The organism is Streptomyces sp. WAC03905, from assembly GCF_057371075.1.
Map to the genome: position 1 here is coordinate 2,131,354 of NZ_JBXYDZ010000003.1, position 12,741 is coordinate 2,144,094.

14 protein-coding genes are annotated in these 12,741 nt (G+C 72.5%); 4 read left to right on the top strand and 10 right to left on the bottom strand.

Annotated elements, in window-relative coordinates:
- Nucleotides 1-282 precede the first annotated feature (282 nt).
- The 3 genes from AC2RP6_RS11960 to AC2RP6_RS11970 are packed head-to-tail and all read right to left on the bottom strand — an operon-like array spanning nt 283 to nt 2,199.
- Nucleotides 283-1,068 (bottom strand): DUF3710 domain-containing protein, encoded by a 786-nt coding sequence (locus AC2RP6_RS11960; protein ID WP_486446220.1) that lies wholly within the window; start codon nt 1,066-1,068, stop codon nt 283-285.
- A 1-nt stretch (nt 1,069) separates the two neighbouring features.
- Nucleotides 1,070-1,615, bottom strand: a complete 546-nt coding sequence (gene dut / locus AC2RP6_RS11965) for a dUTP diphosphatase (RefSeq protein ID WP_030821473.1) — start codon at nt 1,613-1,615, stop codon at nt 1,070-1,072.
- Nucleotides 1,615-2,199 (bottom strand): PaaI family thioesterase, encoded by a 585-nt coding sequence (locus tag AC2RP6_RS11970; protein ID WP_486446221.1) that lies wholly within the window; start codon nt 2,197-2,199, stop codon nt 1,615-1,617. Before AC2RP6_RS11970 ends, dut begins: the two co-directional genes overlap by 1 nt.
- A 58-nt stretch (nt 2,200-2,257) precedes the next feature.
- Between AC2RP6_RS11970 and AC2RP6_RS11975 the strand changes: the two genes are divergently transcribed.
- On the top strand, nt 2,258-2,716 hold the full coding sequence (locus AC2RP6_RS11975) for a DUF3093 domain-containing protein (protein ID WP_486446222.1): 459 nt from the start codon (nt 2,258-2,260) through the stop codon (nt 2,714-2,716).
- Between the two features lie 22 nt (nt 2,717-2,738).
- Here AC2RP6_RS11975 and AC2RP6_RS11980 read toward each other — a convergent pair whose 3' ends face one another.
- The 4 genes from AC2RP6_RS11980 to AC2RP6_RS11995 all read right to left on the bottom strand — a co-directional run bounded on the left by AC2RP6_RS11980 (nt 2,739) and on the right by AC2RP6_RS11995 (nt 6,263).
- Nucleotides 2,739-3,668: a hypothetical protein gene (locus AC2RP6_RS11980; protein ID WP_486446223.1), complete on the bottom strand. Its 930-nt coding sequence runs from the start codon at nt 3,666-3,668 to the stop codon at nt 2,739-2,741.
- Nucleotides 3,669-3,680: 12 nt separating this feature from the next.
- Nucleotides 3,681-3,977: a DUF4193 domain-containing protein gene (locus tag AC2RP6_RS11985; RefSeq protein ID WP_030036261.1), complete on the bottom strand. Its 297-nt coding sequence runs from the start codon at nt 3,975-3,977 to the stop codon at nt 3,681-3,683.
- Nucleotides 3,978-4,360: 383 nt separating this feature from the next.
- Complete coding sequence (locus AC2RP6_RS11990; RefSeq protein WP_486446224.1) at nt 4,361-5,605, bottom strand: sensor histidine kinase; 1,245 nt, start codon at nt 5,603-5,605, stop codon at nt 4,361-4,363.
- A gap of 4 nt (nt 5,606-5,609) precedes the next feature.
- Nucleotides 5,610-6,263: a response regulator transcription factor gene (locus AC2RP6_RS11995; protein WP_030008767.1), complete on the bottom strand. Its 654-nt coding sequence runs from the start codon at nt 6,261-6,263 to the stop codon at nt 5,610-5,612.
- A gap of 245 nt (nt 6,264-6,508) precedes the next feature.
- Here AC2RP6_RS11995 and AC2RP6_RS12000 point away from each other — a divergent pair, with 245 nt between their 5' ends.
- A complete protein-coding gene (locus tag AC2RP6_RS12000) occupies nt 6,509-6,688 on the top strand; it encodes a hypothetical protein (protein WP_030650592.1) in 180 nt (59 codons plus the stop codon).
- Between the two features lie 111 nt (nt 6,689-6,799).
- Here AC2RP6_RS12000 and AC2RP6_RS12005 read toward each other — a convergent pair whose 3' ends face one another.
- Together AC2RP6_RS12005 and AC2RP6_RS12010 are read right to left on the bottom strand one after the other, a co-directional pair.
- A complete protein-coding gene (locus tag AC2RP6_RS12005; protein ID WP_486450304.1) occupies nt 6,800-7,600 on the bottom strand; it encodes an inositol monophosphatase family protein in 801 nt (266 codons plus the stop codon).
- A gap of 34 nt (nt 7,601-7,634) precedes the next feature.
- A complete protein-coding gene (locus AC2RP6_RS12010) occupies nt 7,635-8,786 on the bottom strand; it encodes a ferrochelatase (RefSeq protein WP_486446225.1) in 1,152 nt (383 codons plus the stop codon).
- Nucleotides 8,787-8,958: 172 nt separating this feature from the next.
- On the opposite strand from AC2RP6_RS12010, the gene AC2RP6_RS12015 reads away from it, so the two are divergent.
- Entirely contained in the window at nt 8,959-10,215 is a 1,257-nt protein-coding gene (locus tag AC2RP6_RS12015) for an MFS transporter (RefSeq protein WP_486446226.1), read from the top strand.
- Nucleotides 10,166-11,494 (top strand): D-arabinono-1,4-lactone oxidase, encoded by a 1,329-nt coding sequence (locus AC2RP6_RS12020; protein WP_486446227.1) that lies wholly within the window; start codon nt 10,166-10,168, stop codon nt 11,492-11,494. The genes AC2RP6_RS12015 and AC2RP6_RS12020 overlap by 50 nt, the downstream gene beginning before the upstream one ends.
- A gap of 6 nt (nt 11,495-11,500) precedes the next feature.
- Here AC2RP6_RS12020 and AC2RP6_RS12025 read toward each other — a convergent pair whose 3' ends face one another.
- Entirely contained in the window at nt 11,501-12,292 is a 792-nt protein-coding gene (locus tag AC2RP6_RS12025) for a hypothetical protein (RefSeq protein WP_486446228.1), read from the bottom strand.
- Nucleotides 12,293-12,741: the final 449 nt, after the last annotated feature.

The following is a 12,741-nucleotide window of genomic DNA, read 5'->3' on the forward strand; positions in this document are numbered from 1 at the left end:
ACGCACCGATCGCGGTCCCCGACCCGATCCCTGACGGATCCCTGACGCGGGACCCGCTGCCGGCGGGCGCGGGGGCGCGCTGCCCCTCGGACGTGGTGGCGGGCTGCCCGGCGGACACCGCGTACTGCCCGGCGGGCGCGCGGGTGCGGCGGCGGTCGGCGCGCGGGTGCGGCGCAGTGCCGGCCGCACCAGCGCGCGAAAGCCGGTGGGCCCCACCCGTCGGGGTGGGGCCCACCGGCCGAAGACGCGACGTGCCCCCCTGTGCGCGGGGGCCGTCCGGGGTCAGCGGACCTCGGTGATCTCCGGGCCGCGCTCCAGCTGGCCCATGCCGCCGCCGAAGCGGGAGCCCTCCTGCTCCTCCGTCTGCACGCCGTCCGGCACCATCTGGGCGTCGTTGGGCAGCTTCAGGACGATCGGGTCGCGCGGGGCCATCGGGCCGTCGCCGCGGACGACGACGGTGTCCCGGAAGATCTGCTCCAGCACGCCCGCCGACTCGGGGCGCACCGCGCCCTGACCGGAGATGACACCGCGCAGGAACCAGCGCGGGCCGTCGACACCGACGAAGCGGACCAGCTGGGCGCCGGTCTGGCCGTCGGGCAGCGGGACGGGCACCTGCGCGCGCAGCTCCCAGCCCAGCGAACCCTGGACCTCGTCGATGATGCCGCCCTGCTGGGTGATGCCCGCGGCGATCTCGTCGCGGACCTCGCCCCAGATGCCCTCCTTCTTGGGCGCGGCGAAGGCCTGCAGCTGCACGGCGCTGTCGCCCAGGACCACGGTGGCGGCGACGATCGCGTCCCCGGCGACCTCGACGCGCAGTTCCATGCCGTCGACACCGGGTACGAAGATGCCGCCCAGGTCGACCCGGCCGTCGGCCGGGTTCCCGAGCACCTCGGAGACGTCCCAGGGGCCGTCCGGCCGCGGGGCCGGGGGCAGGTTGATGCGGCGCGGCGCGGCGGCGCCGTCCGACTCGCCCGCGTCGTCCTGCTCATCGGCGGCGACGCCGTCTACGACCTGCTCGGCCGCGCCGCCGTCATGGGCGGAGTCGTTCTTCTTGCGACGTCCGAACACGTCACTGTCCTTCCCGGTCGGTTACGACCGAAGCGTAGCCATTCCCACCCTGCTGACCAGCCCCGGATCCGGCCACGGCCGCATGACCGCCGGTGGAGCCGAAACCCCCCTCGGCCCGGGCCGAGCCGGGAAGCTCCGCCACCTCGTGGAAGCGCACCTTCTCGACCCGCTGGACAACCAGCTGGGCAATGCGGTCGAAACGCTCGAACCGGACGCTCTCGCGAGGGTCGAGATTGACCACGATCACCTTGATCTCTCCACGGTACCCGGCATCCACCGTCCCCGGGGCATTCACGAGCGCGAGCCCGCAGCGCGCGGCCAGACCCGACCGCGGGTGCACGAAGGCGGCGTACCCGTCGGGCAGGGCGATCGACACTCCGGTGGGCAGCACCGCGCGCTCGCCGGGCTCCAGTACGGCGGCCTCGGTGGTCACCAGGTCGCAGCCGGCGTCACCGGGGTGCCCGTACGCCGGAATGGGAACCTCCGGATCGACGCGGCGGATCAGCACGTCGACGTCATGGCGGGATCCGTTGTTGTTCAGGGACATCAGGGGTTCACCTCAAAGGCGCGTGCGCGCCTGACCTGGTCCGGGTCGGCCATCGCCGCCTGGATCTCCTCGGGTCGTCCGTTGTCGATGAAGTGGTCGACCTTCACTTCGATGAAGAGCGCGTCGGCGCGGACCGCGACCGGGCCCTCCGGCCCGCCTATCCGGCCCACGGCCGTGCAGTAGATCTTCCGGCCGGCCACGGCGGTGACCTCGGCCTCCAGGTACAGCACGGTGTCCACGGGCACCGGCCGCACGTAGTCCGTCTCCAGTCGTCCCGTCACGGCGATGACGCGCAGCAGCCAGTTCAGCGAGCCCAGCGTCTCGTCGAGGGCGGTGGCGAGCACCCCGCCGTGGGCCAGCCCCGGCGCACCCTGGTGGGCGGGCTTGACGGTGAACTCCGCGGTGATGCGGACGCCCTCGCCGGCCCGGGCCTCCAGGTGCAGGCCGTGCGGCTGGCCGCCACCGCAGCCGAAACAGTGCTCGTAGTGGGCACCGAGGAGCTCGCCGGGGGCCGGCGCGTCAGGATGCCGGACCGGTGCGGTGGCATCGGCCGGGGGCGTCAGCGCTGTGTTTCGTCCACTCACAGGCGCAGACCTTACCCGCGCGGCTACCCACCGGTCGCCTCGTGGCAGGCTTGAGGGCATGCAGCTCTCCACCGCGCACCACGACGAACGTCTGACCGCCCCCCGCTCCTGGTGGGGCATCGCCGTACTGACCGGCCTCGCGGGCGCGCTGATGCTGCTGCCGCTGGGAACGCTGCCGCTGCTGGCGGGTCTGGTGGGCGGCACCGCGCTGGCCGGGCTGCTGGTGAGTTCGTACGGCTCCGCGCGCGTGCGGGTGGTGAACGGCGCGCTGGCGGTCGGCGACGCACGGATCCCGGTGTCCGCGCTGGGTGAGCCCGAGGTCCTGGACGCCGAGGAGGCCCGCGCCTGGCGGACGTACAAGGCGGACACCCGGGCCTTCATGCTGATGCGCAGCTACGTGCCGACGGCGGTCCGCGTGGAGGTCACCGACCCCGCCGACCCGACCCCGTACGTCTACGTCTCCACCCGCGAGCCGCAGGCCCTGGTCTCGGCCCTGCGCGCGGCGCAGACGGCCTGAGCCGCCGGGTCCGCGGACGGCGTCAGTCGCGCGTGAAGTACTCCGGACCCTCCAGCGCGGCCCTGGTGGCCTCGGGAAGGGGCTCCACGGGTCGTTCCAGGGGCGGCAGGCTCCGCAGGGCCTCCCAGGCCACCGCCTGCTTGCGCAGGTCCCCACGGACCTTCTCGGCGAGTTTGCGGGTGTCGCGGCGGTTCATGACCGCGCCGACGGCCGCGCCCACCATGAAGGGCATGAGGTTCGGCAGGCTGCGGATCATCCGCTTGACGATCTGCTGGCGCAGTTCGCGCTTCATCTGCCCGCCCAGTGCCGCGTTCAGCGTGGTGGGCTTGGTCAGGTCCACCCCGCGCTCTTCCGTCCACGCGGTCAGGTAGGCGAACGTGCGCTCCTTGAGGTTGCCGTGCGGCCGCTGGCCGTAGACCTCGTGGAGTTCCGCGATGAGCTTCAGCTCGATGGCCGCGACGCCGGTGATCTCCGCCGCGAGTTCGGCGGGCATCGCGGGCGGCACGGGCAGCATGGCCGCCGCGCCGATGCTCGCCCCGACGGTCGCCGAGGCGGCGGTGGCGCCCGAGATCAGCTTGTCGGCGAGCTGGTCGGGTCCGAGTCCGGGGAACTGCGCGCGCAGCGTCGCGAGGTCCCGGACGGGAACGCGCGGTGCGTTCTCGATGATCCTGTCGGTGATGTAGAGGGCGGCGCCGCGCACGCCTTCGCCCCCCTTGCGCACGCCGTTCCTGACGGCTTGCAGCCGACGGCCCCCGGGGCCGCTCCGGGATCCCTCACCGGGCTCCGCGCCCGACGCCGCCGGGACGGCGGCGGAGGGAACGGCGGGTACCGCACTGGCGGAGCCGCCGGGGGCTTCGGGACCCGTCTCCGGGTCCGTGGTCACCACCTGCGTCTCCGCCGGATCACCTGACTTTCGGAAGCGGCGCTTCCGAAAGGGTGTCGAGCCAGCCACGGCCGACGCCTCTCAGTCGCAGTCGCGACAGATCGGCTGGCCGTTCTTCTCGCGCGCCAGCTGGCTGCGGTGGTGCACCAGGAAGCAGCTCATGCAGGTGAACTCGTCGGCCTGCTTGGGCAGGACCCGGACGGCCAGCTCCTCGTTGGAGAGGTCCGCACCGGGCAGCTCCAGGCTCTCGGCCGAGTCGAATTCGTCCATGTCGACGGACGAGGACGACTTCTCATTGCGTCGAGCCTTCAGCTCTTCAATGCTGTCGTTGTCGACGTCGTCGTCGGTCTTGCGCGGGGTGTCGTAGTCCGTTGCCATTGTTCGCTCTCCCCCTCTGGGTGTTAGCGGTGTCTCAGCGCACGTAACGCACGAGAGGCCGGACTTGTGCCCGACCTGAGGCGGAGATTTTGCCTCACATCAAGGTCTGTTACTCAATCGACACCCAGCCGCCCACCTGAAGGGGCGATTGGCTGGGATGACGACCGGGACCGTACACGGTCCGGGTGCCGTCTTGCACAAACGCCACCCCGTGTATTTCCCGCCATTCGGGGGGCCGGAAACCCGGACTTCCCGGGCGTTCCGGCCGCCCCCGAGTCACCGAACGCACATGGCCGGACACCACCCACTGTGATCGATCACACAGGGGCGGATGGATTCAGGGGCCAAGTATTCAGCCAAAAGCGAACACGGGGTGGGGGGTCTCACAAAGGCAGAGTGACACGCATCACGAGGCCACCGCCTTCCCGCGGCATCGCCTGGATCCTGCCGCCGTGGGCGCGCGCCACGGAGCGCGCGATCGACAGGCCCAGTCCGACACCCTTGTCGCTGCCCGTACGCTCCGTACGCAGCCGCCTGAACGGCTCGAAGAGGTTGTCCACCTCGTACGCGGGAACCACGGGACCCGTGTTCGACACCAGGAGCACCGCCTGACCGTGCTGGGCCTCGGTGGTGACCTCCACCCAGCCGTCCTCCGGCACGTTGTACCGGACGGCGTTCTGCACCAGGTTGAGGGCGATCCGCTCCAGCAGGACGCCGTTGCCCTGGACCACGGCCGGCGCCCGCTCGCCGCGGATCTCCACGCCCTTGGCGTCGGCCTCGGCCCGTACCTGGTCGACGGCGCGCGAGGCGACCTCGGCCATGTCCACGGGCTTGCGCTCGACGATCTGGTTCTCGCTGCGGGCCAGCAGCAGCAGGCCCTCGACCAGCTGCTCGCTGCGCTCGTTGGTGGCGAGCAGGGTCTTGCCGAGCTGCTGGAGCTCCACCGGCGCGCCCGGGTCGGACAGGTGCACCTCCAGCAGGGTCCGGTTGATCGCCAGCGGCGTCCGCAGCTCGTGCGAGGCGTTGGCGACGAACCGCTGCTGGGCCGTGAAGGCCCGCTCCAGCCGGTCGAGCATCTCGTCGAAGGTGTCGGCCAGCTCCTTGAGCTCGTCGTCCGGGCCGTCCAGCTCGATCCGCCGGGTCAGGTCGGAGCCGACCACCCGGCGGGCGGTACGGGTGATCTTGCCCAGCGGCGAGAGCACCCGCCCGGCCATCGCGTAGCCGAAGGCGAAGGCGATGATGCTCAGGCCCAGCAGGGCCATCAGCGAACGGCTCAGCAGGTCGTCCAGGGCGTGCCGGCGCTGTTCGAGGATGCACTGGCCGATCGCCGCGTTGAACTGGTCGGGCGTCAGCTCCAGACCCACCACTCCCGGGCAGGAAGAGCTGGTGACCTTGACCTGGCCGCCGACGATCTGGAACGGCAGCGCGTTGCCCTGCCGCAGCGCCTGCGCCGCCAGCAGGTAGATGATCGACAGCAGCAGGATGCCCGCGATCAGGAACATCCCGCCGTAGAGCAGGGTGAGGCGTATGCGGATGGTCGGCCTCAGCCACGGGAAGGGACCCTCGGGCTGGCCGGGGTCCCACGTCGGCTTCGGTGGCGCGGTCGGTGGCGCCGGGGTGGTCGCCACGCGGTCAGATCCGGTATCCGGAACCGGGCACCGTCACGATGACGGGCGGCTCCCCCAGCTTGCGGCGCAGGGTCATCACCGTCACGCGCACCACGTTGGTGAACGGGTCGGTGTTCTCGTCCCAGGCCTTCTCCAGCAGCTGCTCGGCCGAGACCACGGTCCCCTCGCTGCGCATGAGGACCTCCAGCACCGCGAACTCCTTCGGCGCCAGCTGCACCTCCTTGCCTTCGCGGAACACCTCGCGCCGGTTCGGGTCCAGCTTGATGCCGGCCCGCTCCAGTACGGGCGGCAGCGCGACGGTGGTGCGCCGGCCGAGGGCGCGCACGCGGGCCGTCAGCTCGGTGAAGGCGAAGGGCTTGGGCAGGTAGTCGTCCGCCCCCAGCTCCAGACCCTCCACGCGGTCGCTCACGTCACCGGAGGCGGTCAGCATCAGCACGCGGGTGGGCATGCCGAGCTCGACGATCTTCCGGCACACGTCGTCGCCGTGTACGAGCGGGAGGTCCCGGTCGAGCACGACCACGTCGTAGTCGTTCACGCCGACCCGCTCCAGGGCGGCGGCGCCGTCGTACACGACGTCCACGGCCATGGCCTCCCGGCGCAGGCCGGTGGCCACCGCATCGGCGAGCAGCTGCTCGTCCTCGACGACGAGTACGCGCACGTCGTTTCCTTCCTCCGAGCCCTGAGGGCACACCTGTATTGCGTCGTACATCCTGCACGTTTCAGCCGTAAACCGGCTGTAAGACGGGTCAGGGAGGGGCTCGCGGGGCGGAAGTGAGGATTCCCGGGCCCCGGGAGGTTTCTGATCCCAGGGTGCCGGGGAGGACGTGAGAACACCCCATCCACTCCCTGACGGCGGTATCGCCACGTGCCGCCGCCGACCCACGAAGAGGGGGCGAACCCACCATGGACGCATTCACCGCGGGTCTCCAGCACCGCATCAGGGCCACGCAGTCGGATCTCAGGCACGCCCGTGAGACGGGCGACGACTTCCTCGCAGAAGTGGAGCAGGCGGAGCTGGAGGACCTCCAGCGCCTGGCCGCCGAGCACGGCGTGCCGGTCACGGCCGCCGTACCCGCCTGCTGACCGGGGACTGACCGCGTCCGGCCGGCCCCGCCCGGCTGCGCGCACACCCAGGACGACGTGGACCCCGGCCGCCCCTTCGGCGGCCGGGGTCCACGTCGTTGTCCGCGGGCCTCAGTCGTGCCAGGCCCCGGCCTCTTCCAGCAGCGGCTGGAGCGAGGCGAAGACGGCCGGACTGGCGGCCAGCGCCAGCTCGCCCGAGGCCGGCTCCCCCGGACGGCCTCCGGTCAGGGCCCCCGCCTCGCGGGCGATCAGGTCGCCGGCGGCCAGGTCCCAGGGGTTCAGGCCGCGCTCGTAGTAGCCGTCCAGCCGTCCCGCGGCGACGTCGCACAGGTCCAGCGCCGCCGAACCGCCCCGCCGGATGTCCCGCACCAGCGGGATGATCCGCTGCGCCACCCCGGCCTGGTGCGCCCGCCGGGCCTGGACGTAGGCGAAGCCGGTGCCGATCAGCGCCTGGTCCAGCGGGGCCGCCGGACGGCAGGCGAGGCGGGTGGTGCCCAGCCAGGCCCCGCCGCCGAGGACCGCGTGGTAGACCTCCCCGCGCATGGGCGCCGCCACGACGCCGACCACGGTCTCACCGCCGTACTCGGCGGCGATGGACACGCCCCAGCTCGGCAGCCCGTAGAGGTAGTTCACGGTGCCGTCCAGCGGGTCGACGACCCAGCGCACGCCGCTCGTGCCCGGGGTATCCGCGCCCTCTTCGCCCAGCAGCCCGTCCTCGGGACGCCGCTCGGCGAGGATGCCGGTGATCAGCTTCTCCGCCGCGATGTCCATCTCGGTCACCACGTCGATGGGGCTGCTCTTCGTCGCCGCCACCGTCAGGTCGGCGGGCCGGCCGTCGCGCAGCAGCGCCCCGGCCTGCCGGGCGGCCTCCGTCCCGACCGCCAGCAGTTCAACCTTCAGTTCTTCGGACATCATGGTTCGTCTTCTCCCTGACACCCCGCGGGGCCTAGTAGGGGCTGTCCGCGCCCGCGGCGGCCGGCCGGGGGCTGCGCGCCGGGCAGCAGCCCACCGCGCACAGGTCGTGGCTCTGGCCCAGCGTGCCCACCCAGCACTCCTGGGCGGGCTCCCCGCGCTCCTTGGCGGCGCGCTCCAGGACCAGCTCCCGTACGGCCCCGGCGAACGCCGGGTCGGCTCCGACCGTGGCCGAACGGGCGACGGGCAGGCCCAGCTCCGCCGCCTTGGCCGTGGCCTCGGTGTCGAGGTCGTAGAGGACTTCCATGTGGTCGGAGACGAAGCCGATGGGCACCATGACCGCGGCGGGCGCGCCCTCGGCGTGCAGCGCCTCCAGGTGGTCGCAGATGTCCGGCTCCAGCCAGGGGATGTGCGGGGCGCCGCTGCGGGACTGGTAGACGAGCTTCCAGGGGCGCGTGACACCGGTCCGCGCGGCCACCTCGTCCGCGATCACCCGGGCGACGTCGAGGTGCTGCCTGACGTACGCCCCGCCCTCGCCGTCCGCGGTGTGCTCCCCGACGGGGCCGGAGGTGTCCGCGGCGGCGGTGGGGATGGAGTGGGTGGTGAAGGCGAGGTGCGCGCCCTCGCGGACCTCCTCGGGCAGCGCGTCGAGCGCGGCCACCACGCCGTCGGTCATGGGACCCACGAAGCCGGGGTGGTTGAAGTAGTGCCGCAGCTTGTCGACCTGCGGCAGCTCCGCGCCCTCCGCGGCCAGCGCGGCCAGCGCGTCGGCCAGGTTCTCGCGGTACTGCCGGCAGCCCGAGTACGAGGCGTAGGCGCTGGTCGTCAGCACGGCGATGCGGCGGCGTCCGTCGGCGGCCATCTCCCGCATCACGTCGGTCAGGTACGGGGCCCAGTTGCGGTTGCCCCAGTAGACCGGCAGGTCGAGTCCGTGCTCGGCGAAGTCCTTGCGCAGCGCGTCCAGCAGGGCGCGGTTCTGCGCGTTGATCGGGCTGACGCCGCCGAAGCCGAAGTAGTGCTGCCCGACCTCCTTGAGCCGCTCGCGGGGGATGCCGCGGCCGCGCGTGACGTTCTCCAGGAACGGCACGACGTCGTCGGGTCCCTCGGGGCCGCCGAAGGACAGCAGCAGGAGGGCGTCGTACGGGGCGGCGGGCCCGCCGGCGGGCGGGGGGAGCTGGTCTGACATGCCCCGAATCCTGCCACCCGGCCCGCTCCGGAGAGAACCACCCTGTCCGCGAGGCGGACACCGGCAAAGGTAAGGTGACCCTAAGTTCCGGTTCGCGGAAACTCTCCCGTGCGGTGCCCGGTCGGCCGTCGTAACCTGTACGGGCCGATCACGTCCCTTACGGAGGGCCCCCTTGCCCAGTCCCTACCGCGCGATCTTCGCGGCCCCCGGCACCAAGGGGTTCAGTGCCGCCGGCCTGATCGGCCGCCTGCCGATATCCATGGTCGGCGTCGGCATCCTGACGATGATCTCCGAGATCACCGGCCGCTACGCCATGGCGAGCGCCCTGACCGGCACCCTCGCCCTCGCCGCGGCCGTGATCGGCCCGCAGGTGTCCCGCCTGGTGGACCAGCACGGGCAGCGGGCGGTGCTCCGCCCGGCCACCCTGATCTCCGTGGCCGCGGTGGCGCTGCTGCTGGTGGCCGCCGCGAACGGCTGGCCCGACTGGACCCTCTTCGTCTGCGCGGCCGTGGCGGGCTGCGTGCCCAGCGTCGGATCCATGGTCCGCGCCCGGTGGACGGTCATCTACCGCGACTCCCCGCGCGAACTGCACACCGCGTACTCCTTCGAGTCCGTCGTGGACGAGGTGTGCTTCATCTTCGGTCCGATCCTCGCCATCGGACTGTCCACCACGTGGTTCCCGGAGGCCGGTCCGCTGATCGCCGCGGTCTGCCTGCTCGTCGGCGTGTGGCTGCTCACCGCGCAGCGGTCCACCGAGCCCGCGCCGCACCCGCGCGCGCAGGACGGCGACCGCCGGTCGGCCCTGCGCTCCCCCGGCCTCCAGGTCCTGACGGCCACGTTCGTGGCGACCGGCGCGATCTTCGGCTCCATCGACGTGTCCACACTGGCCTTCGCCGAGGAGCAGGGCCAGAAGTCCGCCGCAAGCTTCATCCTGGCCATCTGGGCGGCCGGATCCTGCCTGGCGGGCATCGTCTTCGGCCTGCTCCACCTCAAGGGCCGGACGGAACTGCGCTGGGTACTGGGCGTATGTGCGATGGCCGTGAGTATGATCCCCCTCCTACTGGCCGGGAACCTTCCGTTTCTGGCCGTGGCGCTCTTCGTCTCGGGCCTCGCCATCGCTCCCACGATGATCACCACGATGGCCCTGATCGAGGCGCACGTACCACACGCGAAGCTGACCGAGGGCATGACCTGGATCAGCACCGGCCTCGCGGTCGGTATCGCGCTGGGGTCCTCCGTGACCGGCTGGGTCGTCGACGCGGCCGGCGCGCGGACCGGGTACGTCGTCTCCATCTCGGCGGGGACGGCCGCGGCGGCGGTGGCGTTCGCGGGATACCGCCGGCTGACGAGGCCGGCGCAAGGGGAGGAACGAGCAACCGATGGGGACGGCGACAGCACGGAACAGCAGCACGGCGACCGCGTGGCGTAACTGGGCGGGCAACGTGACCGCCACGCCCACCCGCGTGGTGACCCCGGCCTCGGTCGGGGAGCTCCAGGAGACGGTCCGCAGGGCCGCCGAGGACGGGCTGCGGGTGAAGGCGGTCGGCACCGGCCACTCCTTCACCGCGGCCGCCGCGACCGACGGTGTCCTCGTACGGCCCCAGGCCCTGGCGGGGATCCGGTCCCTCGACCGTGCCGCGGGCACCGTGACGGTGGCGGCCGGCACGACCCTCAAGGACCTCAACCGGACCCTCGCGGCCGAGGGCCTGTCGCTCACCAACATGGGCGACATCATGGAGCAGACGGTCTCCGGCGCGACCAGCACCGGCACCCACGGCACCGGCCGCGACTCGGCCTCCATCGCCGCCCAGATCCGCGGCCTGGAGCTGGTCACGGCCGACGGCGAGCTGCTGGTCTGCTCCGAGAAGGAGAACCCGGAGGTCTTCGCCGCGGCCCGGGTCGGCATCGGCGCGCTCGGCGTCGTCACCGCGATCACCTTCGCCGTGGAGCCGCTCTTCCTCCTGACCGCCCGTGAGGAGCCCATGGGCTTCGACCGGGTGACCGCGGAGTTCGAGGAGCACTTCGCCGAGAACGAGCACTTCGAGTTCTACTGGTTCCCGCACACCGGGAACTGCAACACCAAGCGCAACAACCGCAGCCAGGGACCCGCCGCCCCGCCCGGGCCGGTGAGCGGCTGGATCGAGGACGAGCTGCTCTCCAACGGCCTCTTCCAGGCCGTGAACACCCTCGGCCGGGCGGTCCCGGCCACCATCCCCTCCATCGCCCGCGTGGCCAGCCGGGCCCTGTCGGCCCGCACCTACACGGACATCCCGTACAAGGTGTTCACCAGCCCGCGCCGGGTGCGGTTCGTGGAGATGGAGTACGCCCTCCCGCGCGAGGCGGTGGTGGAGGCGCTGCGGGAGCTGCGGGCGATGGTCGACCGCTCGCGGCTGCGGATCAGCTTCCCGGTCGAGGTGCGGACGGCTCCGGCGGACGACATCGCGCTGTCGACCGCCTCCGGGCGCGACACGGCCTACATCGCGGTGCACATGTACCGGGGCACCCCGTACCAGGCCTACTTCACCGCCGCCGAGCACATCTTCACCGCGCACGGCGGGCGCCCGCACTGGGGCAAGGTGCACACGCGGGACGCGGAGTACTTCTCCCGGATCTACCCGCGCTTCGGCGAGTTCACCGCGCTGCGGGACCGCCTCGACCCGGACCGGGTCTTCGGCAACGACTACCTGCGGCGCGTGCTCGGGACGTAGGGGGCGTCAGGAGGCGCTCGGCCGCGCGCCCGGTGTCGCGGCGCCGCTGCCGGTGCCGGCCGTCGGGGCCGGGTCCGGCGTCGGCGGGGTCGGGGTCGGGGTCGGGGTCGGCCCCTGCGTCGAGGCCGAGGGGCCGGGCGCCGGCCCGCCGGAGCGCGAGGGGGTCGGGTCCGGGTCCGGGCTCCGGCCGCCGTGCGGCGGGGAAGGACTCGGGGAGGCCCCGCCGCCGGGATCGCCGGCGCCGCCCCGCCGCCCCTTCTCCCCGTCGGCCGGACCGTGTTCGGGCGGGGCGGGCCGGTCCGGACCCGCGGTGCGGGTCCCGCCGGAGAAGAGCGTGCCGCCACCGCTGCTGACGGAGGTGCCCGCCATCGCCTCGTAGGTGCCGAGGCCTCCGACGGCGATGGTGAAGGCCGCACCGGAGGCGACCGCGGTGCGCTTCCACCCGCGCATCCGGGTGCCGTGCACGGTCGCTTCGCCGTACTCCCCGCGGGGCGCGGCGGGCCGGTCCTGCGCGAGGGGGACCGGCTCCTGACGGGTCCTCGGCCGGGCGCTCCCGCGCAACTGGTCGCCTGTGCGCCGGAAGAGGTGCTGGATGACGGGTCCGCCTGCGGTGGCGACGACGCTGACCACGCCGGCGCCGAGGATGGTCCCGTAGACGCCGAGCCGGGAGGCGAGCAGGGCGGCCGCGACGGTGGCGAGGGAGGAGCCGGCGACCTGGGCCACGCTCAGGTCCAGCTTCGCGCCCTCCTGCTCGTCCCCCGCTCCGGCTCCGACCTCACGCGTCGCCTTCTGACCCATCGCCATCCCCTGTGTGCCGGACCTCTCGTGCTTCTCCTCTTTCAGCAGTTACTGACAGCTGAACGAAGGGGAAAGTTCCGTTTCGGGTGATTCTGTGAAGCACGACACCCGCGATCAGGTCGCGGACGCAGGTGGGACCCGACAGCGGGCAGCCCAACTCCCGCCGTCCGTGGAAACTTCGGCGGCGCGGCGGTCCACCCAGGTGGCCCGAATGGAGTACTGTGGCGAGCCCTGGGGCTGTCCTTCCTTTCGGATGTCCGGACCCGGGTGAGGGGGCCGGCTGACGGAAAGCGGCACTCGAAGACCGGCGATGCCGCGGCATGGCACGGATCCTGCTGCGCACAGTAACCGTCCGGTCACTGTGCGTGCTCAACAGGTAACCGTGCCATAACGGCGATCAAGGGCGCATGCCCGACACGCCGGTTTAACTCGGCAAGGTTGTGGCAGGC

Bases quoted from the DNA above. Each gene is read 5' to 3' on its own strand.
- AC2RP6_RS12025 (WP_486446228.1), bottom strand. From the start codon at position 12,292: ATGGGTCAGAAGGCGACGCGTGAGGTCGGAGCCGGAGCGGGGGACGAG.
- AC2RP6_RS12005 (WP_486450304.1), bottom strand. From the start codon at position 7,600: ATGTCCGAAGAACTGAAGGTTGAACTGCTGGCGGTCGGGACGGAGGCC.
- AC2RP6_RS11985 (WP_030036261.1), bottom strand. From the start codon at position 3,977: ATGGCAACGGACTACGACACCCCGCGCAAGACCGACGACGACGTCGAC.
- AC2RP6_RS12010 (WP_486446225.1), bottom strand. From the start codon at position 8,786: ATGTCAGACCAGCTCCCCCCGCCCGCCGGCGGGCCCGCCGCCCCGTAC.
- dut (WP_030821473.1), bottom strand. From the start codon at position 1,615: ATGTCCCTGAACAACAACGGATCCCGCCATGACGTCGACGTGCTGATC.
- AC2RP6_RS11975 (WP_486446222.1), top strand. From the start codon at position 2,258: ATGCAGCTCTCCACCGCGCACCACGACGAACGTCTGACCGCCCCCCGC.
- AC2RP6_RS12020 (WP_486446227.1), top strand. From the start codon at position 10,166: ATGGGGACGGCGACAGCACGGAACAGCAGCACGGCGACCGCGTGGCGT.
- AC2RP6_RS12000 (WP_030650592.1), top strand. From the start codon at position 6,509: ATGGACGCATTCACCGCGGGTCTCCAGCACCGCATCAGGGCCACGCAG.